The organism is Herbaspirillum sp. 1173 (genome assembly GCF_031455335.1).
Lineage (GTDB): Bacteria > Pseudomonadota > Gammaproteobacteria > Burkholderiales > Burkholderiaceae_D > Herbaspirillum > Herbaspirillum huttiense.
The window spans coordinates 337,172-357,920 of sequence record NZ_JAVDSP010000004.1 but is presented as its reverse complement, the minus strand read 5'-3'; the positions used below and the strand labels follow the sequence as shown (position 1 = coordinate 357,920).

Sequence of the window (20,749 nt, the reverse complement as noted above, 5' to 3'; positions counted from 1 at the left end):
CCGATGTCGCCCCAGCCACGCTACGTCCCGGTGGCTGGATGCTGTAGCGGAGAGACACTGAAGTCAGCTTGCCTTGCCCGGTCGGCGCATCTTGGCTCGAGGCTTTTCCGTAACGGCAATGGGCGCGCGCAGGACCTTCACCGGTTCGGGTGTCAAATCAAACGTCTTGTTGCCTGGGAACGTTGCCGTCAGCACCAATTGACCGCCCAAGCCCCGCACGAAGTCCATGACGCTGCTCACTAGCAGGTCATCACGACTTTCCATCTTCGAAATGGCTGCCTGCTGAATATTCAAACTCGCGGCAAGGCTGGCCTGCGTCACTTGCAGGCTCTTGCGCAATGCCTGCAATTTGATGCAGGTCTGCATGGATTCGGTTCTTGCGTTTGCCTGCACTTGCGCCTCAGGATGCATGCGGGCGCGCAATTCACTAAATTTTTTTGCCATGATCGACTGCCTCCTTGCTCAGTGTGTCGAGATGAACGTCGTAGAGCCTGTCCGCGAGAGGGATGGTGTGCTCGTACCAACGATGGTTTCCGGTCTTGTCTCCGCCAATCAACAGGATCGCATGCCGCAATGGATCAAATGCGTAGAGCACCCGGTAAGGTCTTCCGGCATGCTGGATCCGAAGCTCTCTCATGTGCGCATGCCTGGAACCGAGAATTCCAGAACTGTATGGGTGTCTGAGAGCGGGTCCGTTTTTCTCCAGCAGGCCGACGTAGGCAGCCACGGACGTCTGCTCAGCATCATTGAGCCGATCCCACCAGTCTTCGAATTCATCGGTAAATTCTACCTCGCATTGCATGCTTTATTCCCCTGAAGTTATATTCCACTTAAGGAATTTTTTGAAGATGGCAGGAGAATTTCCGGCAACATGCGCTCCTGGCTTGGTCGGCCAGGTTAACCAGCAAGACTGGCAAATAATTTCCTCAAGGAAAATTCATGGTGGAGCTCGAAGAGTTTTGTGTACGGACAGCTACATCACGCCACCCAAAACAACAATAAGAATCATTTTCATCTGAACTATAATACCGGCCTGACCCGCCGGTCGCCCCCGCTGCGGCCCGGCAGACAAGACCAACAAGGCGCATGCGCGCCTCTCGCCGCCCTAGTGATACATGTTCAAGAAGATCTGGTTCCAGTTGCACTGGTTCATCGGCATTACTGCCGGCACCCTGTTGATGACCATCGGCGTGACCGGCGCCGTGCTGGCTTTCCGCGAAGAAATCATGGAGGCCCTGAGCCCCGGCGTGATGCATGTGCAAGTGCGCCAGCAGGCCACGCTCACGCCCCAGCAACTGCTGGACAAACTGCGTGAGGCCGAACCGGCCCGGCGCGTCACCACCCTCACCCTCACTTCTGAACCCGGCGCCTCGGCCCGCGTGGTCTTCGCGCCGCCGCCCGGGGTGCGGCGCGGTGAGGTGCGCTATGCCGATCCCTATACCGGCGCGCTGCTGCCGCCGGTGACAGGCGCGGAATTCTTCGAGTTCATCGAGCACTTCCACCGCTGGCTGCTGCTGCCCACCGAGATCGGCAAGATCGTGCTGGGCACGCTGGCACTGGCGCTGCTGGTGCTGGCGCTTTCGGGCCTCTACCTGCGCTGGCCGCGCCGCCCGCTGTCGCTGCGCGCCTGGCTGCGGCTGGACTTCCAGTTGCAGGGCCGCTCCTTCCTGTGGAACCTGCATTCGGTCATCGGTACCTGGTCGCTGGTGATGTATGTCGTGTTCTCCATCACGGGGGCCTACTGGGCGCTGGACTGGTTCAAGGACGGCCTCAATACGCTGGCCGGCGAGAGCCGCCGCCCCGCCATGCAACGCGGCGAAGGCAAGAAGAAACCCGCAGCGGACGAAGCCATCCCGCTGGAACTGACCCAGGCCTGGAACAGTTTCCTGGCCAAGGCCCCCAACTACCAGAGCGCCCAGCTGCGCCTGCCGGAACAGGGATCACAGCCGGTGCAGATCTTCTTCCTCGATCACGGTGCGCCCCATGAGCGCGCCCGCAGCCGCATGGTGGTCCTGCCGCAGAGCGGCGAGGTCCGGCAGCTGGAACGCTACGAGGACAAGAGCAATGGCGGCAAGCTGATCGCCGCCATCTATCCGCTGCACATGGGCACTTACTTCGGCCTGCCGGGCCGCATCATCATGGCCATCGCCAGCCTGATGATGCCGCTCTTCGGCATTACCGGCTGGATGCTCTATCTCGACCGCCGCCGCAAAAAAGCCGCGCTGCGCGCCGAACGTGCCAGCCTCAACGGCACGGCACCCGCTCCCGAAGGCGAACCGGTCCTGGTGGCCTATGCCTCGCAGACCGGCCAGGCCGAGCGCATCGCCCTGCATACCGCCGCCGGCCTGCGCCGCAGCGGCATCGCCGTGCAGCTGCAAGCGCTGGCACAGAGCACGCCGGAGAGTTTGCGCCATCACCGCCGCATCCTCTTCATCGCCAGCACCTTTGGCGAAGGCGATGCACCCGACAGTGCACGCGGTTTTGAAAAGCGCCTGCGCCAGGCCGCAGGGCAGTCGCTGGCCCACGTGCACTACGCCATCCTGGCGCTGGGCGACCGTCACTACGCGCAGTTCTGCGGCTTCGGCCATACCCTCGACCACGGCCTGCGCCAGTGCGGGGCCAAGCCGCTGTTCCCGCTGGTAGAAGTGGATCGCATGGCCGGCGTGGCGCTGCGCAAATGGGAAACTGAACTGGCCGCCCACGGACTGCAGGCGAATGTGAGCGAACTCCTGCCCACCACTGCACCGGCATGGCAACAATGGAAGCTGACACGACGCGTGCTCATGAATCCGGGCAGCCAGGGTGCGCCGCTGTATCACGTGGAATTAAAGCCGCAGGACAGCAGCCTGCCCGACTGGCAAGCCGGTGCACTGGTTGAGATCCTGCCGCGCCACGCCCCGGATCGTATTGCCCTGCTGCTGCAGCGACTGCAGCTGGAGGGCAGCACCATGGTGAGCCATCAAGGCCGCCAAAAGACGCTGGCCGACGCGCTGGCCTGCAGCGTGCTTCCCACGCATCCCGCACGGGAAGCCCAAGCCCTGGCCGACCAGTTGCAGCCCCTGGCCGCGCGTTCGTACTCGGTGGCCTCGGTCCCACAGGATGGCGCGGTGCACCTGCTGGTGCGCCAGGTCCGGCATGAAGACGGACTGGGACTGGCCTCCGGCTGGCTGACCGAATTTGCACCAGGCGATGCCTCCATCGATCTGCGTCTGGTGGAGAACGCCGGTTTCGCCCCGGTCGCGGCCGATACGCCGGCCATCTTCATCGGCAATGGCTCGGGCCTGGCCGGCTTGCGCGGCCATCTGCGCGCACGCATGCAGCACGCAGAAACGCAGTCCCGCAACTGGCTGCTTTTTGGAGAACGTAACGAACGTTACGATTTCCTGTATGCCGATGAATTGCAGGACTGGCTGGAACGCGGCCGCCTGGCGCGCCTTGATCTCGCCTTCTCGCGTGACCAGAGCGAACGCCTGTATGTACAGGACCGCCTGCGTCAAGCCGGGCCCGAGCTGCGCCAGTGGCTGGACCAGGGCGCGGTCATCTACGTCTGCGGCAGCCTGGAAGGCATGGCCGCCGGTGTCGATGCCGTCCTCACGGACCTGCTGGGCGAAGCCGGCCTGCATGCCCTGATCGAACAGAATCGCTATCGCCGCGACGTTTACTGATGATTCCCGCCGGATGGATCGTCGATCCATCCGCCCCTCCTCCTGCGGGATGCAACAGCGCCCGCGCCCCCCTGTAGGCAGCCCCCGCTTTCCTTTGTAGGACAGTTCCGATTCGTGCCTGCGGCCGCGCTACGGCGCTGCAGCCGGGCATATACTCGTCCGCACAGCGTTGCCTGCCGACGCCGGACAGCGTCCCGGTCCATGGCAGCGCCCAACCGGGATCCTTCCATGACCAACAAGAAAATGAGATTGAGGAGCTGGTCCGCCGCCGGGCTCGCGCTGCTGCTGAGCTCGCTGATGCTGGCCGCATGCAGCTCGCTGCCCACCATCGTGCCCGACATGGACACGCAATCGGCCCGCACCATCCAGATGAAGGGCGGACGTGGCGTGCTCTCCGAGGCACAGGCCAAGGCCGCGCTGGACAAGCTGCGCGCGCAGAATGCCGACAACACCCTGCTGGACCGCCACGTGGCCATCGAAGGCGCCATCACCGGCTCGCCGCTGGTCACCGGCAACAAGGTCACGCTGCTCATCGACGGCCCGGCCACCTATGCCTCCATGCAGCAGGCGATCCAGGCCGCGCGCTATCACATCAACATGGAAACCTACATCATGGAAGACGATGAGGTCGGCCGCCAGTTTGCCGACCTGCTGATCGCCATGCAGAAGAAGGGAGTGCAGGTCAACCTGATGTATGACAGCGTGGGCAGCATCAATACCCCGCGCGAATTCTTCCAGCCTCTGATCGATGCGGGCGTGCACGTGCTGGAATTCAATCCGCTCAATCCGACGCAGCTGCGCAAGGACTGGGCGGTCAACCAGCGCGATCACCGCAAGCTGCTGGTGGTCGATGGCAAGACCGCTTTCGTCGGCGGCATCAACATCAGCAGCGTGTATTCCAGCGGGTCCTTCAGCACCCGCAAGAAAAAACCGCAGCTCAACAAGGACGGCGAGCAGATCCCTTGGCGTGATACGCAGGTGCGCATCGATGGCCCGGTAGCGCTGGAATTTCAGAAGCTGTTCATCGAGACCTGGGGCAAGCAGCGCGGTCCCGACCTCGGGGACCATCGCTACTTCCCGCCCGTCGCCCCCGCCGGCAACGAGATCGTGCGCGCCATCGGCAGCTCGCCCGATGATCCCTACAGCATCATCTACGCCACCTTCATCTCGGCCATTCAACATGCGGAGAGTTCGATCTACCTGACCAATGCCTACTTCGTGCCCGATCCGCAACTGCGCGATTCGCTCAAGGATGCGGCCCGGCGCGGCGTGGATGTGCGCCTGATCCTGCCCTCGCACAGCGACTCCTCGCTGGTGCTCTATGCCTCGCGCTCCTTCTACAGCGAACTGCTGGAAGCGGGCGTGCGCATCTACGAGCGCCAGGACGCGCTGCTGCATTCCAAGACCGCGCTCATCGATGGCGTCTGGTCCACCATCGGTTCGACCAACCTCGACTGGCGCAGCTTCGTCTACAACCAGGAAATCAATGCCGTGATCCTGAGCCCGCAATTCGGGGCCCAGACCAAAACCATGTTCGACCGGGATCTTGGCGCCTCCAAGGAGATCACAAAGGAACAATGGGAGCAGCGCCCGATCAGTGAGAGGATGAAGGAATTTGGTGCCAGCGTCTGGTCCCGCCTGCTTTGAGCGCGGCGGGAGACGCCGGTGAATGAACGAATGTACTGAAATCGAGAAGGAGTCCGGTTTGCGATCGATGCTGTCCCGTCTGACCTCACGCTTGTTGCTGGCTGCCACCTGTGCCTTGGCGGCCGGCAGCTGGGCACATGCCCAAACCCAGACCGGTGCGGTCGCCATGAAGAGCCGTTACGAAGAATTGCAGGGCGAGCTCAGCAACAACGGTTACCATCGCCCGCTCTACCTGAATTCGCGCGAGGAAGGCGGCAACGTCAAGGGCGACATCTATGCCGTGCTGAGCTATCCCTTTGCGCAAGTCCGCGAATCACTGGACAACCCCGATCATTGGTGTGACATCCTCATCCTGCACCTCAACACCAAGTATTGCCGCATGATGCGCGAGAACGGCAAGACCACCCTGCGCATGCAGGTCGGCAAGAAGACCGAACAGGATCTCAACGATACCTACCGCGTCGACCTGCGCTATCACGGCGGGGCCAGCGCGGCCGATTATTTTTCGTCCTCGATGCTGGCCGACAAGGGACCGCTGGACACCTCCAACTATCGCATCGAGATTGAAGCCATTCCGCTGGATGACAAGCGCTCCTTCCTGCATTTCAGCTATGCCTATTCCTATGGCATGGCCAGCAAGCTGGCGCTGCGTGCCTACCTGATGACGGCCGGCCGCGACAAGGTCGGTTTCAGCGTGGTCAAGCGCGAGGCCAACGGACAGCCGCAGTATGTCTCGGGCAGCCGCGCCACGGTGGAGCGCAATACCATGCGCTATTACCTGGCCATCGATGCCTATCTGTCCGGCCTGGAAGCACCGACCGGAGAACGGCTGGAGAAGCGGCTGACGGCCTGGTACGGTGCGACCGAACAATATCCCCGCCAGTTGCATGAGGTGAGCCGCGAGGACTATCTCTCCATGAAGCGCAAGGAAGTGGCGCGGCAGCAGAAGGCCGCTCAGTAATCCTGCACTTCGGCCTGCTCACGCAGCCACTCAAGGAACGCAGCCACCGCAGGCCGGCGTGCATGATGCGCCGGGTAGACCGCAAAGTGCGCCTTGACCTTGATGGCGCGATCCAGTCCGAAGACCGGTTTCAGTTTCTTTTCCTCGATGTGCCGCGCGGCCACGGTCGCGCTCTCCAGCGCCACGCCCAATCCCTGGGTAGCGGCATCCAGTGACATCTGTGCGCGGTCGAAACGGACCGCGAACTGCTCCGGCGGACGCACGTCCGCAAATTCCCCGAACCAGTCCGACCACTGCACCACGCTCACGTTGCTGCGAATGAGCTTCACGCCCAGCAGATCGGCAGGTTTTTTGAGCTTGTACTCACGGATGAAAGCCGGGCTGGCCAGCGGCACGATGCGCTCTTCAAAGAGCGGCTCCACCACCAGTCCCGGCCAGTTGGGAATGCCGTAGCGGATGTCGATATCGACCTCGCCCAATTCAAAATTGCTCTGCGAATGCGCCGCCGAGAGATTGAAGGTGATCTCCGGATAGGTGCGCGCGAAATCATTGAGCCGCGCCATCAGCCACAGGCTGGCGATGCTGGGCGCGGAATGGATGTAGAGCGTATTGCTGACGCCCTGCCGCACATCCATGGAGGCCGCCGTGATGGCCGAGATCGCCCCCTGGATGCGCGCCAGGTAACTCTCCCCTGCCGTCGTGATGCGCACGCCGTGCGCGCTGCGCTCGAAGAGGCGAATGCCGAGATAGGACTCCAGCCGCGCCACCTGATGGCTTACTGCCGAAGCGGTCAGGTGCAGCTCGGCCGCCGCCAGCGCAAAACTCTTGCGCCGGGCCACCGCTTCGAAGGCCTGGAGGTTGGGTAACGGCGGGAGAACGGCCATGGACGGGCTCTCTGGCTAAGATGATGATCCGTCACTTTAACATGACGAGACTTCGCTTGTCGTCAGGCGAGGAAAGTTCGACCATGCGCATCAGAACAAAAACGGAGACATGGTCAAAGCCCTGCATGCTGCATGCTGCACGCTGCACGCGCCATCGCGCATCCGCGCTGTCTCCGCTGTTGCTCACTTCAACGCAAACATCTGGAGAACACGACATGCTGCTCAAGGACAAGGTTGCCGTCATCACCGGCGGTGCAGGAATCAACGGACTGGGCTACGCCACCGCGCGCCTGATGGCCGGACAAGGCGCCCGCGTGGTGGTGCTGGACCTGGCGCAAGCCGATCCGGCCGGTGCTGCCGCCCGCATCGGCAGCCAGCATCTGGGGCTGGTGGCGGACGTGACCGACAAGGCTTCCTGCGAGGCGGCCATCGCCCAGGCCGTCAAGCAGTTCGGCCGCATCGACATCCTGGTCAACAATGCCGGCATCACCCAACCCGTCAAGACGCTGGAGATCACCGGTGCGGATTACGACCGCATCCTCGATGTCAGCCTGCGCGGCACGCTCTACATGTCGCAGGCGGTGCTGCCGGCCATGCGTGCGCAGCAGAGCGGTTCCATCATCTGCATCTCGTCAGTGTCGGCGCAACGCGGCGGCGGCATCCTGGGGGGGCCGCACTATTCGGCGGCCAAGGCCGGCGTGCTGGGGCTGGCGCGTGCCATGGCGCGCGAGTTCGGCCCGGAAGGCATCCGCGTCAACAGCATCACCCCCGGCCTGATCGGCACCGACATCATCAAGGGCAAGCTCACCGAAGAAAAGAAGGCCGAAATCGCCGAGACCATTCCGCTGGCGCGCCTGGGCCGTGCCGACGACATCGGCGGCGCCTGCGTCTTCCTCGGCAGCGACCTCTCGCAATATTGCACCGGCATCACGCTGGACGTTAATGGTGGAATGCTGATTCATTAAACACAGCTTAATGCTCGCACGCCGGCCTGGCCGGCATCTTTCCCGCTATCAGAACAAACAGGAGACCAGACATGACCCAAGACAACAGCAAACCCGGCAAGACCACCCTGAGCCGCCGCCAGCTGCTCAAGGCCGGTGCCGTGGGCGCGGCGCTGCCGCTGTTTTCCATCATGAGCCGTCCGGCCCATGCGGCCGAGTTCAACTACAAGTTCGCCACCGGACAGGATCCGTCGCACCCGGTCAACAAGCGTGCGCAGCAGGCCATCGACCGCATCCGTGAAGCCACCGGCGGCCGGCTGGACATCAAGCTGTTCCCGGCCAACCAGCTGGGTTCGGATACCGACCTGATGTCGCAGATCCGCAATGGCGGTGTGGAATTCTTCAACCAGGCCAGCGTGGTGCTGTCGACCCTGGTGCCGGCAGCCGGCATCGTCAACACCGGTTTCGCCTTCCACGACTACAAGGAGGTCTGGCAGGCCATGGATGGCCCGCTGGGGGCCTATGTGCGTGCGCAGATCGAGAAGGTGGGGCTGCTGACCATGTCCAAACCCTGGGACAATGGCTTCCGCCAGATCACCACCTCGACCAAACCGATCAAGACTGCGGGCGACCTCAAGGGACTGAAGCTGCGCGTGCCGGCGGCACCGATGCTGACTTCGCTCTTCACCGCGCTCGGTGCCAGCCCCACGCCGATCAACTTCAACGAAGTCTATTCGTCGCTGCAGACCAAGCTGGTCGAAGGCCAGGAAAACCCGCTGGCCATCATCAGCACCGCACGCCTGTACGAGGTCCAGAAGTTCTGCACCATCTCCAATCACGTGTGGGATGCCTACTGGATCCTCGGCAACCGCCGCGCCTTCGAGAAGCTGCCCAAGGACATCCAGGAAATCGTGCGCCGCGAACTGGACAAGGCCGCCACGGATGAACGCGCCGACATCGCCTCGCTGGCCGGCTTCGCCCGCAATGACCTGCAGGGCAAGGGCGTGCAGATCATCGAGGCCGACAAGGATTCCTTCAAGGCTGCACTGGCGCAGGCCAACTTCTACAAGGACATGCGCGCCAAGTTCGGCGACGATGCATGGAAGCTGCTGCAGAACGCCGTCGGGAGCCTGGGATGAGCGCCCTGTCGCTGGAGCAGCCGGTGACGGATGATCGCTCCTTGGCGGCGCGCCTGGAAAACTGGCTGGGCCTGGCCATCGAGATTCCTGCCGCGGCGCTGGTGGTGGGCGAGGTGGTGGTCCTGCTGGCGGGCGTGATCATGCGCTTCATCTTCAACAACCCGATCCCCTGGGCCGATGAACTGGCGTCCATCCTCTTCCTCTGGCTTGCCAACCTGGGCGCGGCCGTGGCCCTGCGGCGCGGTACCCACATGCGCACCACCGTGCTGGTGGGCTTCATGAGCGAACGCGGCAAGGCCTGGGCCGAAGCCCTGGCCATCATCGCGCCCTGCGTGATGCTGCTGATCCTGATGCATCCGATGTGGGAATACGCCGAAGACGAAATGTTCGTGCAGACCCCGGCGCTGGGCTGGCCCAACACCGTGCGTGCGGCGGCCGTGGCGGTCGGTGCGGCGCTGATGATTGCGCTGTCGCTGCTGCGTATCTCGCGCCAGAAGCTGGTCGACCTGGCCGGCGTGGTGGTCCTGCTGGCCGTGGTGGCCGGTGCCATGTATCTGGGCGCAGGCTGGCTGCAGGCCATCGGCAACTGGAACCTGGTGGTGTTCTTCGGAGTGGTGCTGGGGGTGTCGGTGCTGCTGGGCATTCCCATCGCCTTCTGCTTCGGCCTGGCGACGGTGGCCTTCATGCTCACGGTCACCACCAGTCCGCTGGCCGTGGTGGCGGGGCGCTTCGACGAAGGCATGTCCTCGCTGATCCTGCTTGCCGTGCCGCTGTTCATCCTGCTGGGCCATCTGGTGGAGATGACCGGCATGGCCAAGGCCATGGTGGATTTCCTGGCATCGCTGCTGGGCCACGTGCGCGGCGGCCTGAACTACGTGCTGCTGGGGGCGATGCTGCTGGTCTCGGGCATCTCCGGCGCCAAGACCGCCGACATGGCGGCCGTGGCCCCGGTGCTGCTGCCGGAGATGAAGCGCCGTGGCAATCACGAGGGCGAACTCATTTCGCTGCTGGCGGCCTCGGGTGCCATGGCCGAGACCATTCCGCCCTCGCTGGTGTTGATCACCATCGGTTCGGTGGCAGGGGTATCGATTGCGGCGCTGTTCACCGGCGGCATCATGCCGGGCATCGTGCTGGCGGTGCTGCTGGCGATCCTGGCACGCTGGCGCAGCGCCGAGATTCTCGAAGGCATCCAGCGCGCGCCCGGCCGCGTAGTGCTGCGCACGCTCATCATCGCCCTGCCCGCGCTGCTGCTGCCGATCCTGATCCGCACTGCCGTGGTCGAAGGCGTGGCCACGGCCACCGAGGTCTCCACCATCGGCATCGCCTATTCGGTGGTGGCGGGTCTGTTGGTGTATCGCCAGTTCGACTGGAAGCGGCTCTATCCGATGCTGGTCGATACGGCTGCCTTGTCGGGCGCGATCCTGTTCATCATCGGCACCGCTACCGGCATGTCGTGGGCGCTGACGCAGTCGGGCTTCTCGCATGCGCTGGCCGAGGCCATGACCAGTGTGCCGGGGGGCAAGTATGGCTTCCTGCTGGTGTCGATCGCCGCCTTCATCGTGCTGGGCAGCGTGCTGGAGGGAATCCCGGCCATGGTGCTGTTCGCGCCGCTGCTGTTCCCGGTGGCCAAGGCCATCGGCGTGCATGAGGTGCATTACGCCATGGTCATCATCCTCTCCATGGGCGTGGGCCTGTTCGCACCGCCCTTCGGCCTGGGCTACTACGCCGCCTGCACCATCGGCCGCGTGCATCCGGACGTCGCCGTCAAGCGCATCTGGCCGTATCTCGGCGCGCTGGTGGTGGGCCTGCTGATCGTCGCCTTCGTGCCGTGGTTCTCGATTGGCTTCCTGTGATTTTTTACGTTTTCATTCCTCTAGCAAGGACTCGCAATGTCTGACAATTTGGCAAACCTGCGCGCAAGCGCATACCGCATCCGCCGCAATGCCGTGCGCATGGGCGAGGTCCAGGGCCAGGGCTACATCGGCCAGGCGCTGGGCTGGGCCGACGTGCTGGCCGTGGCCTACAAGCACGCCATGCAACTGCGCCCGGATGATCCGGAATGGAGCGGCCGCGACCGCTTCCTGCTCTCGCACGGGCACTACGCCATCGCCCTGTATGCCGCCCTGATCGAGGCCGGCATCGTCCCCGATGAAGAGCTGGAATCCTACGGCAGCGATGACAGCCGCCTGCCCATGTCGGGCATGGCGACCTATACGCCGGGCATGGAAATCTCCGGCGGCTCGCTGGGCCAGGGCCTGGCCATCGGCGTGGGCATGGCGCTGGGCCTGCGCTACAACCACAATCCGGCCTTCGTCTACAACTCCATGTCCGATGGCGAACTGGATGAGGGCTCGACCTGGGAAGCCGCCATGGGCGCGGCCCACCACCAGCTGGGCAACCTGATCTGCCTGGTCGACATCAACAACCAGCAGGCCGATGGTCCTTCCAGCAAGGTGATGGGCTTTGAGCCGCTGGCCGACAAGTGGGCGTCCTTCGGCTGGTACGTGCAGCGGGTCGATGGCAACGACCTGGCCGCCGTGGTGCAGGCCTTCGACAATGCCCGCCACCTCAAGGACGCCAAGCCGCGCGTGATCCTGTTCGATACCCTGATGGGCAAGGGCGTGCCCTTCCTGGAGCAGCGCGAGAAGAACCACTTCATCCGTGTGGATCCGCCCGAATGGCAGCAGGCGCTGTCCATCCTCGACCAGTCTTATCAACAAGGAAGCCAAGCATGAACACCGTCGCAGAGAAGAAACCGCGCCTGACCACTTCGGCCATGATCGCCTCCATCGCCGCCGAAGGGCAGCGCGTGCAGGCGGCCCCGTTCGGCAAGGCCCTGGTGGAATACGCAGCGGACCGCCCCGAGATCGTGGGCCTCACCGCTGACCTGGCCAAGTACACCGACCTGCATCTGTTCCAGAAGGCGTATCCCGAGCGCTTCTTCCAGATGGGCATGGCCGAGCAGTTGCTCATGGCCTCCGCCGGCGGCATGGCCAAGGAGGGACTGGTGCCCTTCGCCACCACCTATGCGGTCTTTGCCACGCGGCGTGCGTATGACTTCATCCACCAGGTGATCGCCGAAGAAAACCTGAACGTGAAGATCTGCTGCGCCCTACCCGGCCTGACTACCGGTTACGGCCCCAGTCACCAGGCCACCGAGGACCTGGCGATGATGCGCGCCATTCCGGGCCTCACCATCGTCGACCCCTGCGATGCGCTGGACCTGGAACAGGCGGTGCCGCAGATCGCGGCGCACCAGGGCCCGGTCTACATGCGCCTGGCGCGCGGCAACGTGCCACTGGTGCTGGATGAATACGACTACCAGTTCGAGCTGGGCAAAGCCAAAGAGATCCGCGATGGCAACGACGTGCTGATCATCTCCAGCGGCTTCATGACCATGCGCGCACTGGAAGTGGCCAAGGCGCTGGAAGCCGACAACGTCAGCGTGGGCGTGCTGCACTGCCCGACCATCAAGCCCTTTGACGAAGCCACGGTGGTGGAGCAGGTCAGCAAGAAGAACCGTCTGGTGGTGGTAGCCGAGAACCATTCGGTCATCGGCGGCCTGGGCGAGATCGTTGCCACCACGCTGATGCGCCACCGCGTGCAGCCGGCGGGTTTCCAGATGGCCGGGCTACCGGATGCCTTCCTCGATGCAGGAGCGCTGCCGACCTTGCATGACCGGTATGGGATCAGTTGCGAGGTGTTGAGCCGGCGGATCAGGGAGTGGTTGAAGTAATCGCTTGTCAGCGCATACGGACGCTGACCAGAACGCAGACGATAAAAAAGGAGACCTCGGTCTCCTTTTTTCATGGCGGTTTGCTGACGCTTACTTCAGGCTCAACACCCACTTCACCAGTTCCTTCGCCTCAGCCTCGGTCACCTGGCCCTTGTTGGCCGGCATCGCTACCGCGCCCCAGACACCACCGCCGCCATTGAGGACCTTCTGGGTCAGCTTGGCTTCGGCATCCTTCTGGCCGGCGTATTTCTTGGCCACTTCCTTGAAGGCGGGGCCGACGATCTTGGCATCCACCGAGTGGCAGGCCATGCAATTCTTGGACTTGGCCAGTTGCGCATTGGCCATGGCTTCGGCGGAAATGGCCGAACCGGCCACCAGGGTGGCGATCAACAACAGGTATTTCATGGGGGCTCCTCAGCAAGCGGTGGACGACGGTCAGGCCTGCAGCGGCATTCTCCAGGCGCTTCGCAGGCGGGGCTATTCTACCCGGCTTCGCCACGCCCCCTCTATCTGCCCTCGCGTATATCTGTCATAGATCAAATTCCATGACGGAAATATCACGCCCCCCTCGCCTTGTCGCCCTGCAAGGCCGGGGATATCATGGACGCCCGACTCATTCGGATCCGATATCAGTCCATGTCCGACCATCCCCGCCTGGAATTGCGCCAGCTGCGCTACTTTGCCGCCGTCGCCGAAGAAAAGCATTTCGGCCGCGCCGCCGCGCGCCTGCACATGACCCAGCCGCCGCTATCGCAAACCATCGCCGCGCTGGAGGAGCAACTGGGTACGCCCCTGTTCCAGCGCACCAAGCGCAGCGTGGCGCTCACGCCGGCCGGCGAGGCATTGCTGCCGGAGGTCCAGCGCATCCTGCAACAGGCCGCCGCCCTGCCCGACCTGGCCCGGCGCGCGGCCAGCGGGGCCTCCGGACTTTTATCGCTTTCCTTCATATCGAGTGCGGACTACAGCATCCTGCCCCCGCTCCTGCAGCGCTTCCGGGCGCGTTATCCGCAAGTTCAGATCGAATTGCGCGAAGCCACCACCGATATCCAGCTGGAAGACCTGATGCAGGGCAAGATCGACGCCGGCCTGCTGCTGCCGCCACTGCCGGAGAAAGCCGCCGCCGTGCTGGATGTGCGTCCGGTGCTGTCGGAGCCGCTGATTGCGGCGCTGCCCGAAGGCGCGGTCAAGAGACGCGGACCGGTGTCGCTCAGGAGCCTGCGCGAGCTGCCGCTGATCATTTTCCCGCGCCGCATTGCACCGGCCTTCCATGACACCATCCTGTCCTGCTTTCGCGATGCGGGCGTGACGCCCCATATCGGCCAGGAGGCAATCCAGATGCAGACCATCGTCGGCCTGGTCTCGGCTGGCATGGGAATGGCGCTTGTGCCACAATCCGTCTCGAATTTGAAACGCCCGGGCGTGGACTATCGCCGGCTCTCGGATGCGGCACCGGAAATCCAGACCGGCCTGGCCTGGCGGCGCGACAACCCGTCCGGCGTGCTGCGCGCTCTGCTGGAGCTGCTGGACATGCCTGCCTGATCCCGCCGCATGGGAATGGCTGCCGCGAACTTGCGCAAGCCGGCGCGCTCCAACCGCCGTTCCGCCCAACAACAGAAAGATCAAACTCATGCTCGTCCACCCCATGCCCGACCCGATCGCCATCCACATCGGGCCGCTGGCCGTCCACTGGTATGGCCTGATGTACCTGCTGGCCTTTGCCCAATTCATCGCGCTGGGACGCCTGCGCATCAAGCAGCCGCACATTGCCGCCGTCGGCTGGAAGAAGGAGGACCTCGACGACATGCTCTTCTATGGCGTGCTCGGGGTGGTGTTGGGCGGGCGGCTGGGCGAGATCCTGTTCTACAACCCGGCGTATTACTTTGCGCATCCGGCCGACATGATCGCGGTCTGGAAGGGCGGCATGTCCTTCCACGGCGGCTTCCTGGGCGTGATGCTGGCGATGTACCTGTGGGGCCGCAAGCGCGGCCGCAACCTGATGGACATCATGGACTTCATCGCACCGATGGTGCCGCTGGGGTACGCGGCCGGCCGCCTGGGCAACTTCATCAATGCAGAACTGCCGGGCCGTCCGGCCGATCCTTCGCTGCCCTGGGCCATGATCTGGCCCAACGTCGACAACATCCCGCGCCATCCTTCGCCGATCTACCAGATGCTGGTCGACGGCATCCTGCTGTTCATCATCCTGTGGATCTTCGCACGCCACTCGCGTCCCCGCATGGCGGTGGCGGGCATGTTCTCGCTGCTGTATGGCTGCGCGCGCTTCTTCACCGAGTATTTCCGCGTGCCGGATTATGAGGTGCATTTCGGTGGCATCACCATCTCGGCCGGGCAGATGCTGTCGGTGCCGATGATCGTGCTGGGGATCATCTTGCTGGTGTTGGCTTACAGGCTCAGGCAGCAGGCGCAAGCGCCGGTGGAGCCGGCAGTAGTGGCCAAGAACTAGACAAGCAAAAACTGGTAAAAGAAAAACAAAGACAGGCAAAAAGGGCGGGCAGCGATATCCATCGCGCCCGCCCTTTTTTCTTGATTCATCACCCTGCAATCACCCTCTGACCACTCCAATGAAACGACTCATCCTCATCACGACAAGCGTCCTCTTGATCGTCATGACATGCCTGCTGGGCATCGTACTGACCGGCCTGCTCGATGACATCCAGAAGAGCGATGCGGGCATCGTACTCGGCTCCAAGGTCATGCCGGACGGCACGCCCTCTGACCGCCTTCGCGCAAGACTGGACAAGACCGCCGAACTGTATCGGCAAGGCATGTTCCGGCACATCATCGTCAGCGGAGGCACAGGCAAGGAAGGCTTCAGCGAGGCGCAAGTCATGGCCGCCTACCTGAGCGAAGTACAATCCGTTCCCCGTTCGGCCATCCTTCTGGATGAGCAGGGCAACACGACCATGGCAACGGCGGTCAACAGCGCAGCGATCATGCAGGCCCAGGGTTTACGCAGCGCCCTGGTCGTCACGCAGTTCTTCCACATTCCGCGCAGCCGTTACGCGCTGCACCGCGTCGGCATCGACACCGTTCATTCAGCACATGCGAACTACTTTGAAGCCCGTGATTTCTATTCCCTCGCTCGCGAAATGATCGCACTACCAGCCTACTGGCTGGGCAGCAGACAATGACCAAAACAAAAAGCCCCGGCTGCAAACCGGGGCTTTTTTGATTCGATCAAACGGCCGGAAAAACCCGTCACCGTCCTCTCTCAAGGCTGTGGAAAACTCAAGCCTTCTTCAACGCAGCCGCCGCCTTGGCGATCTCGGTGATCTTGTCCCAGTCACCGGCCTCGATGGCCGCCTTCGGGGTCAGCCAGGAGCCGCCCACGCACACGACGTTCTTGCACGCCAGGAACTGCGGTGCCGTCTCTTGCGTAATACCGCCCGTCGGGCAGAACGACACATCGGACAAGGGGCCGGCAATACCGTTGAGCATGCCCACGCCACCGGCCGGCACAGCCGGGAACAGCTTCAACTGACGGAAGCCGGCTTCGCGCGCAGCCATCACTTCGGACGGCGTCATCACGCCCGGCAGCAGCGGCAGGCCGCTGCGCTTGGCCGCTTCGATCAGCGCCGGGGTCAGGCCCGGCGAGACGCCAAAGACCGCACCTGCATCACGCGAGGCAATGAACTCTTCGGGCGAAGTCAGCGTACCCACGCCCACGATGGCGTCCGGCACCGACTCGGCAATCGCACGGATAGCCGGCAGGCCGTGTTCGGTGCGCAGGGTGATTTCCAGCACGCGGATCCCGCCCGCGACCAGGGCGCGTGCCAGCGGCACGGCGTGTTCGAACTTGTCGATGGCGATCACCGGGATGACCGGCGAGGCGCGCATGATTTCCAGTGTGGTCTTCATACCGTGACTTTCTCTTTCTCAAAAATCGGCGGCAGGCCAAAGGTGGCGCCACCCTCTTCTGCGGTTCCCACCGCGTTGCGGAACAGACTGAACAATTCACGGCCCATGCCGTGCTGATTGCCCGACAGGTCGCTGCTGTCCAGGCCACGTGCTTCCCACTCGGCTGCCTCCACCTTGGCTTGCAGCGTACCCGCATCGGCGTCCAGGCGGATGATGTCACCGGTGCGAACGCGGCCCAGCGGACCACCGCCCAGCACTTCCGGCGTGACGTGAATCGCGGCCGGTACTTTACCCGATGCGCCCGACATGCGGCCATCGGTCACCAGCGCCACGTGACGGCCCTTGTCCTGCAGGATGCCCAGCGCCGGGGTCAGCGAGTGCAGCTCCGGCATGCCATTGGCACGCGGACCCTGGAAGGTGATGACGGCCACGAAGTCGCGGTCCAGCTCGCCGGCCTTGAAGGCGGCCATGAAGGCTTCCTGCGAATGGAATACCACGGCAGGTGCTTCCACCACACGATGCTCGGGCTTGACGGCAGAGATCTTGATGACCGCGCGGCCAAGGTTGCCCTGCAGCAGCTTCAGGCCACCATCGGCCGCAAACGGCTTGGCCACCGTGCCCAGCACGCCTTCGTCGCCGCTCGTGGCGGGCGCATCGTGCCAGGTGACGATGCCGGGACGGCCGTTCTCGCCTTCAGCTGCCAGCATCGGTTCCTTGCAGTGCTGGCGCAGGCCCTGGCCGAGGATGGTGGTGACGTCGTCATGCATCAGGCCGGCATCGATGAGCTCACGCAGCACGAAGCCGGTGCCACCAGCCGCATGGAAGTGGTTCACGTCGGCCGTACCGTTGGGGTAGATCTTGGTGATCAGCGGCACCACGGCCGAGAGCTTGTCGAAGTCGTCCCAGTCGATCACGATGCCGGCGGCCTTGGCGATGGCCACCAGGTGCAGGGTGTGATTGGTGGAGCCGCCGGTAGCGTGCAGCGCGACGATGGCATTGACGATGGACTTCTCGTCGATCATGCGGCCCACTGGCGTGTATTGCGAACCGAGGTCGGTGATCTTGGCAGCCTGCTTGGCGGCCGCAGCGGTCAGCGCATCGCGCAGCGGGGTATTGGGGGTGATGAAGGCGGCACCCGGCAGGTGCAGGCCCATGGCTTCCATCAGCATCTGGTTGCTGTTGGCGGTGCCGTAGAAGGTGCAGGTACCGGCCCCGTGATAGGACTTCGATTCCGCTTCCAGCAGCTCGGCGCGGCCGATCTTGCCAGCCGTGTAGAGCTGGCGGATCTTGACTTTGTCGCTGTTGCTCATGCCGCTGGTCATCGGACCGGCGGGCACGAACACGGCCGGTAGGTGGCCGAAATGCAGCGCGCCGATCAACAGGCCCGGCACGATCTTGTCGCATACGCCCAGGTACAGCGCCGCATCGAACATGTTGTGCGACAACGCGATGGCAGTGGCCATGGCGATGGCGTCGCGCGAAAACAGCGACATCTCCATGCCGCTCTGGCCTTGGGTCACGCCATCGCACATGGCCGGGGTGCCGCCAGCGAATTGCGCCACGGCACCGGCTTCACGCGCGGCTTCTTTCAGGATCTGGGGGAAACGCTCGAAGGGCTGGTGCGCGGACAGCATGTCGTTGTAGGCCGAGACGATGGCCAGCGACGGAGCCTTGTCTTCCTTCAACTTCAGCTTGTCATTGGCGGGGAAGGCGGCGAAGCCGTGCGCCAGGTTCGTGCAGGCCAGCGCGCCACGCTGCGCGCCCTTGCGGCGCGCGGCTTCCAGGCGTTCGAGATAAGCGGTCCGGTAAGGACGGCTACGTTCGGCGATGCGTTGGGTGACGCTGGCTAAGGTAGCGTTGAGAGACATTGTCGGTTTCCTGTTAGCGTTAACACTGTAATTTTACTACACAATTTTGGCCGAATGAAATCATACACTTAGAGCACTGCAGCAGGCCAGTCGCGCCCGTCTTTTCATTGGTCAACATCATTCCGCTTCAAAACCCTTATCACTTCCGGCTTTGGGGCGCAGCGCGCCGATGCCGCACGGCAATGTAACGGGCCGGTCATAAACTGTAGTGAAACTACCACTTTGGCGACATTTGATGTATAGTCAACCGCGTTGCCCCGAGAACATGACCACGGCCGGCCGCGCTGCCAACCAGGTCAAGACAGCCAACCGACACCCAACTCATGCATACCACCGCCCTGACCGACACGGCCGCCTTCCAGGCATTGCAAGCACATCACGCCACGGCAGTTCAATGGCATCTGCGCGACCTGTTCGCCCAACAGCCCGACCGTTTCGAGCGCATGCACGTGCGTGCCGCCGGGCTGCTGCTGGACTACTCCAAGAACCGGCTCAATGCCGACACGCTCTCTCTGCTGATGAGCCTGGCCCGCGAGCGCGGCGTGGAAACCCTGCGCGAAGCCATGTTCAGCGGCGAGAAGATCAACTTTACCGAACAACGCGCCGTCCTGCACACTGCCCTGCGCGCACCGGCTGATGATCGCACCGCGCAAGTGGACGGACAGCCCGTGGCGCAGGAGGTTCACGCGGTCTTGCAGCACATCCGCGCCTTCTCCGAACGCGTACGCAGCGGCCAATGGCGCGGCTACACCGGGCGCGAGATCACCGACATCGTCAACATCGGCATCGGCGGCTCCTTCCTCGGCCCGCAGATGGTCTGCACGGCCCTGCGCGATTATCGCCACGCTCGCCTGACGGCGCATTTCGTTTCCAACGTCGATGGCCATGATCTGGATGAGGTGCTCGCGCGCATCGATCCCGAGACCACGCTGTTCATCGTCGCCTCCAAGACCTTCACCACCCAGGAAACCATGCTCAACGCCAAGTCGGCGCGCGCGTGGTTCTTGCAGCATGGCAAGTCCGAAGATCTGGCCAAGCACTTCGTGGCCGTCTCCACCAATGCCAAAGAAGTCTCGGCCTTCGGCATCGATACCGAGAACATGTTCCCCTTCTGGGACTGGGTCGGTGGCCGTTACTCGGTGTGGTCGGCGATCGGCCTGCCGATCGCCCTGCTGATCGGCTATGACAACTTCGCGCAATTCCTGGCCGGCGCCCACGCGATGGACCGCCATTTCCGCGAAGCACCGCTGGAATCGAACATGCCGGTGATCCAGGCCCTGGTCGGGATCTGGAACCGCAACTTCCTCGACAGCGCCTCGCTCACCATTGCGCCCTATCACCAATGGCTGCGCTTCTTCCCGGCCTACCTGCAACAGCTGGACATGGAGAGCAACGGCAAGCGCATCACCCGTGACGGCACACCGGTCTCGGTACAGACCTGCCCGGCCATCTGGGGCGACGTCGGCACCAATGGCCAGCACGCGTATTTCCAGCTGCTGCACCAGGGCACGGACATCACGCCCATCGATTTCATCGCCGTACTCAAGCCTTCGCACACCATTGCCGAGCATCAGGAAGCGCTGCTGGCCAACTGCTTCGCGCAGTCGGAAGCTTTCATGCGCGGCAAGGACGCCGACGAAGTGCGCGCCGACCTGCAGGCACAGGGTGTGCCGGAGGCGGAACTCGCGGCCCTGATCCCGCACAAAACCTTTGACGGCAACCGTCCCAGCAACACCCTGCTGCTGCCCGAACTGAGCCCGCATGCACTGGGCGCGATGATTGCGCTCTACGAGCACAAGACTTTCGTGCAGGGCGCGATCTGGGGCATCAACAGCTTCGACCAATGGGGCGTGGAACTGGGCAAGGTCCTGGCCAAGACCATCCTGGCCGAACTGAAGTCCGGCACCGCACCGGATGCCGCGCGGCATGATGCCTCCACCAGCGCCCTGATCGCACTGGCGCGCGAGGCAGCCCGCACCGGGCAGCAAAGCTAGCAACCACGTAGCGCCAACCCGCTACTTCACGC

At 63.5% G+C, this 20,749-nt stretch carries 18 protein-coding genes; 12 read left to right on the top strand and 6 right to left on the bottom strand.

Going from position 1 to position 20,749, the window contains the following annotated elements:
• Positions 1 to 63: 63 nt before the first annotated feature.
• Positions 64 to 444 (bottom strand): XRE family transcriptional regulator, encoded by a 381-nt coding sequence (locus J2X56_RS16310; RefSeq protein WP_121044185.1) that lies wholly within the window; start codon positions 442 to 444, stop codon positions 64 to 66.
• Positions 428 to 802 carry a type II toxin-antitoxin system RelE/ParE family toxin gene (locus J2X56_RS16305; RefSeq protein ID WP_134137167.1) on the bottom strand — a complete coding sequence of 125 codons (375 nt, stop codon included), beginning with the start codon at positions 800 to 802 and terminating at the stop codon, positions 428 to 430. The genes J2X56_RS16310 and J2X56_RS16305 overlap by 17 nt, the downstream gene beginning before the upstream one ends.
• Positions 803 to 1,115: 313 nt before the next feature.
• On the opposite strand from J2X56_RS16305, the gene J2X56_RS16300 reads away from it, so the two are divergent.
• The 3 genes from J2X56_RS16300 to J2X56_RS16290 all read left to right on the top strand — a co-directional run bounded on the left by J2X56_RS16300 (position 1,116) and on the right by J2X56_RS16290 (position 6,273).
• Positions 1,116 to 3,665 carry a PepSY domain-containing protein gene (locus J2X56_RS16300; protein ID WP_310160893.1) on the top strand — a complete coding sequence of 850 codons (2,550 nt, stop codon included), beginning with the start codon at positions 1,116 to 1,118 and terminating at the stop codon, positions 3,663 to 3,665.
• 228 nt (positions 3,666 to 3,893) lie between these two features.
• Complete coding sequence (gene cls, locus J2X56_RS16295) at positions 3,894 to 5,312, top strand: cardiolipin synthase (RefSeq protein WP_204724996.1); 1,419 nt, start codon at positions 3,894 to 3,896, stop codon at positions 5,310 to 5,312.
• A gap of 22 nt (positions 5,313 to 5,334) precedes the next feature.
• Positions 5,335 to 6,273 carry a hypothetical protein gene (locus tag J2X56_RS16290; RefSeq protein ID WP_310160892.1) on the top strand — a complete coding sequence of 313 codons (939 nt, stop codon included), beginning with the start codon at positions 5,335 to 5,337 and terminating at the stop codon, positions 6,271 to 6,273.
• On the opposite strand, the gene J2X56_RS16285 is transcribed toward J2X56_RS16290, so the two are convergent.
• Entirely contained in the window at positions 6,267 to 7,157 is an 891-nt protein-coding gene (locus J2X56_RS16285; RefSeq protein ID WP_121044196.1) for a LysR substrate-binding domain-containing protein, read from the bottom strand. The two genes, J2X56_RS16290 and J2X56_RS16285, sit on opposite strands and share 7 nt — an antisense overlap.
• Before the next feature lie 215 nt (positions 7,158 to 7,372).
• Between J2X56_RS16285 and J2X56_RS16280 the strand changes: the two genes are divergently transcribed.
• The 5 genes from J2X56_RS16280 (at position 7,373) to J2X56_RS16260 (ending at position 12,976) form a co-directional block, all read left to right on the top strand.
• Positions 7,373 to 8,122: an SDR family NAD(P)-dependent oxidoreductase gene (locus tag J2X56_RS16280; protein WP_034332119.1), complete on the top strand. Its 750-nt coding sequence runs from the start codon at positions 7,373 to 7,375 to the stop codon at positions 8,120 to 8,122.
• Positions 8,123 to 8,193: 71 nt separating this feature from the next.
• Entirely contained in the window at positions 8,194 to 9,240 is a 1,047-nt protein-coding gene (locus J2X56_RS16275; RefSeq protein WP_121044199.1) for a TRAP transporter substrate-binding protein, read from the top strand.
• Positions 9,237 to 11,093, top strand: coding sequence for a TRAP transporter large permease subunit (locus J2X56_RS16270; protein WP_121044201.1), 1,857 nt, complete (start codon positions 9,237 to 9,239; stop codon positions 11,091 to 11,093). Before J2X56_RS16275 ends, J2X56_RS16270 begins: the two co-directional genes overlap by 4 nt.
• A 36-nt stretch (positions 11,094 to 11,129) precedes the next feature.
• Positions 11,130 to 11,975, top strand: coding sequence for a transketolase (locus J2X56_RS16265; protein WP_252697317.1), 846 nt, complete (start codon positions 11,130 to 11,132; stop codon positions 11,973 to 11,975).
• On the top strand, positions 11,972 to 12,976 hold the full coding sequence (locus J2X56_RS16260) for a transketolase C-terminal domain-containing protein (RefSeq protein ID WP_310160891.1): 1,005 nt from the start codon (positions 11,972 to 11,974) through the stop codon (positions 12,974 to 12,976). Before J2X56_RS16265 ends, J2X56_RS16260 begins: the two co-directional genes overlap by 4 nt.
• A gap of 90 nt (positions 12,977 to 13,066) precedes the next feature.
• On the opposite strand, the gene J2X56_RS16255 is transcribed toward J2X56_RS16260, so the two are convergent.
• Positions 13,067 to 13,381 carry a c-type cytochrome gene (locus tag J2X56_RS16255; RefSeq protein WP_088755289.1) on the bottom strand — a complete coding sequence of 105 codons (315 nt, stop codon included), beginning with the start codon at positions 13,379 to 13,381 and terminating at the stop codon, positions 13,067 to 13,069.
• Between the two features lie 231 nt (positions 13,382 to 13,612).
• Here J2X56_RS16255 and J2X56_RS16250 point away from each other — a divergent pair, with 231 nt between their 5' ends.
• The 3 genes from J2X56_RS16250 to J2X56_RS16240 all read left to right on the top strand — a co-directional run bounded on the left by J2X56_RS16250 (position 13,613) and on the right by J2X56_RS16240 (position 16,128).
• Positions 13,613 to 14,515 carry a LysR substrate-binding domain-containing protein gene (locus J2X56_RS16250; protein ID WP_199725112.1) on the top strand — a complete coding sequence of 301 codons (903 nt, stop codon included), beginning with the start codon at positions 13,613 to 13,615 and terminating at the stop codon, positions 14,513 to 14,515.
• Positions 14,516 to 14,603: 88 nt separating this feature from the next.
• Positions 14,604 to 15,440: a prolipoprotein diacylglyceryl transferase gene (lgt, locus tag J2X56_RS16245; RefSeq protein WP_121044207.1), complete on the top strand. Its 837-nt coding sequence runs from the start codon at positions 14,604 to 14,606 to the stop codon at positions 15,438 to 15,440.
• A gap of 118 nt (positions 15,441 to 15,558) precedes the next feature.
• Positions 15,559 to 16,128, top strand: coding sequence for a YdcF family protein (locus J2X56_RS16240; protein WP_134137174.1), 570 nt, complete (start codon positions 15,559 to 15,561; stop codon positions 16,126 to 16,128).
• A 97-nt stretch (positions 16,129 to 16,225) separates the two neighbouring features.
• Here J2X56_RS16240 and J2X56_RS16235 read toward each other — a convergent pair whose 3' ends face one another.
• Together J2X56_RS16235 and edd are read right to left on the bottom strand one after the other, a co-directional pair.
• The gene (locus tag J2X56_RS16235) at positions 16,226 to 16,855 is read right to left on the bottom strand and encodes a bifunctional 4-hydroxy-2-oxoglutarate aldolase/2-dehydro-3-deoxy-phosphogluconate aldolase (RefSeq protein WP_121044213.1); all 630 of its coding nucleotides are present in this window, start codon (positions 16,853 to 16,855) and stop codon (positions 16,226 to 16,228) included.
• The gene (gene edd, locus J2X56_RS16230) at positions 16,852 to 18,723 is read right to left on the bottom strand and encodes a phosphogluconate dehydratase (protein WP_134137175.1); all 1,872 of its coding nucleotides are present in this window, start codon (positions 18,721 to 18,723) and stop codon (positions 16,852 to 16,854) included. The genes J2X56_RS16235 and edd overlap by 4 nt, the downstream gene beginning before the upstream one ends.
• Positions 18,724 to 19,046: 323 nt before the next feature.
• Between edd and pgi the strand changes: the two genes are divergently transcribed.
• Positions 19,047 to 20,717, top strand: a complete 1,671-nt coding sequence (gene pgi, locus J2X56_RS16225) for a glucose-6-phosphate isomerase (RefSeq protein ID WP_134137176.1) — start codon at positions 19,047 to 19,049, stop codon at positions 20,715 to 20,717.
• The last annotated feature ends 32 nt before the right edge of the window (positions 20,718 to 20,749 follow it).

Excerpts from the sequence above, each read along its gene's own strand:
- J2X56_RS16310 (WP_121044185.1), bottom strand. The coding sequence starts at position 444 with ATGGCAAAAAAATTTAGTGAATTGCGCGCCCGCATGCATCCTGAGGCG.
- J2X56_RS16305 (WP_134137167.1), bottom strand. The coding sequence starts at position 802 with ATGCAATGCGAGGTAGAATTTACCGATGAATTCGAAGACTGGTGGGAT.
- J2X56_RS16300 (WP_310160893.1), top strand. The coding sequence starts at position 1,116 with ATGTTCAAGAAGATCTGGTTCCAGTTGCACTGGTTCATCGGCATTACT.
- cls (WP_204724996.1), top strand. The coding sequence starts at position 3,894 with ATGACCAACAAGAAAATGAGATTGAGGAGCTGGTCCGCCGCCGGGCTC.
- J2X56_RS16290 (WP_310160892.1), top strand. The coding sequence starts at position 5,335 with ATGAACGAATGTACTGAAATCGAGAAGGAGTCCGGTTTGCGATCGATG.
- J2X56_RS16285 (WP_121044196.1), bottom strand. The coding sequence starts at position 7,157 with ATGGCCGTTCTCCCGCCGTTACCCAACCTCCAGGCCTTCGAAGCGGTG.
- J2X56_RS16280 (WP_034332119.1), top strand. The coding sequence starts at position 7,373 with ATGCTGCTCAAGGACAAGGTTGCCGTCATCACCGGCGGTGCAGGAATC.
- J2X56_RS16275 (WP_121044199.1), top strand. The coding sequence starts at position 8,194 with ATGACCCAAGACAACAGCAAACCCGGCAAGACCACCCTGAGCCGCCGC.
- J2X56_RS16270 (WP_121044201.1), top strand. The coding sequence starts at position 9,237 with ATGAGCGCCCTGTCGCTGGAGCAGCCGGTGACGGATGATCGCTCCTTG.
- J2X56_RS16265 (WP_252697317.1), top strand. The coding sequence starts at position 11,130 with ATGTCTGACAATTTGGCAAACCTGCGCGCAAGCGCATACCGCATCCGC.
- J2X56_RS16260 (WP_310160891.1), top strand. The coding sequence starts at position 11,972 with ATGAACACCGTCGCAGAGAAGAAACCGCGCCTGACCACTTCGGCCATG.
- J2X56_RS16255 (WP_088755289.1), bottom strand. The coding sequence starts at position 13,381 with ATGAAATACCTGTTGTTGATCGCCACCCTGGTGGCCGGTTCGGCCATT.
- J2X56_RS16250 (WP_199725112.1), top strand. The coding sequence starts at position 13,613 with ATGTCCGACCATCCCCGCCTGGAATTGCGCCAGCTGCGCTACTTTGCC.
- lgt (WP_121044207.1), top strand. The coding sequence starts at position 14,604 with ATGCTCGTCCACCCCATGCCCGACCCGATCGCCATCCACATCGGGCCG.
- J2X56_RS16240 (WP_134137174.1), top strand. The coding sequence starts at position 15,559 with ATGAAACGACTCATCCTCATCACGACAAGCGTCCTCTTGATCGTCATG.
- J2X56_RS16235 (WP_121044213.1), bottom strand. The coding sequence starts at position 16,855 with ATGAAGACCACACTGGAAATCATGCGCGCCTCGCCGGTCATCCCGGTG.
- edd (WP_134137175.1), bottom strand. The coding sequence starts at position 18,723 with ATGTCTCTCAACGCTACCTTAGCCAGCGTCACCCAACGCATCGCCGAA.
- pgi (WP_134137176.1), top strand. The coding sequence starts at position 19,047 with ATGCATACCACCGCCCTGACCGACACGGCCGCCTTCCAGGCATTGCAA.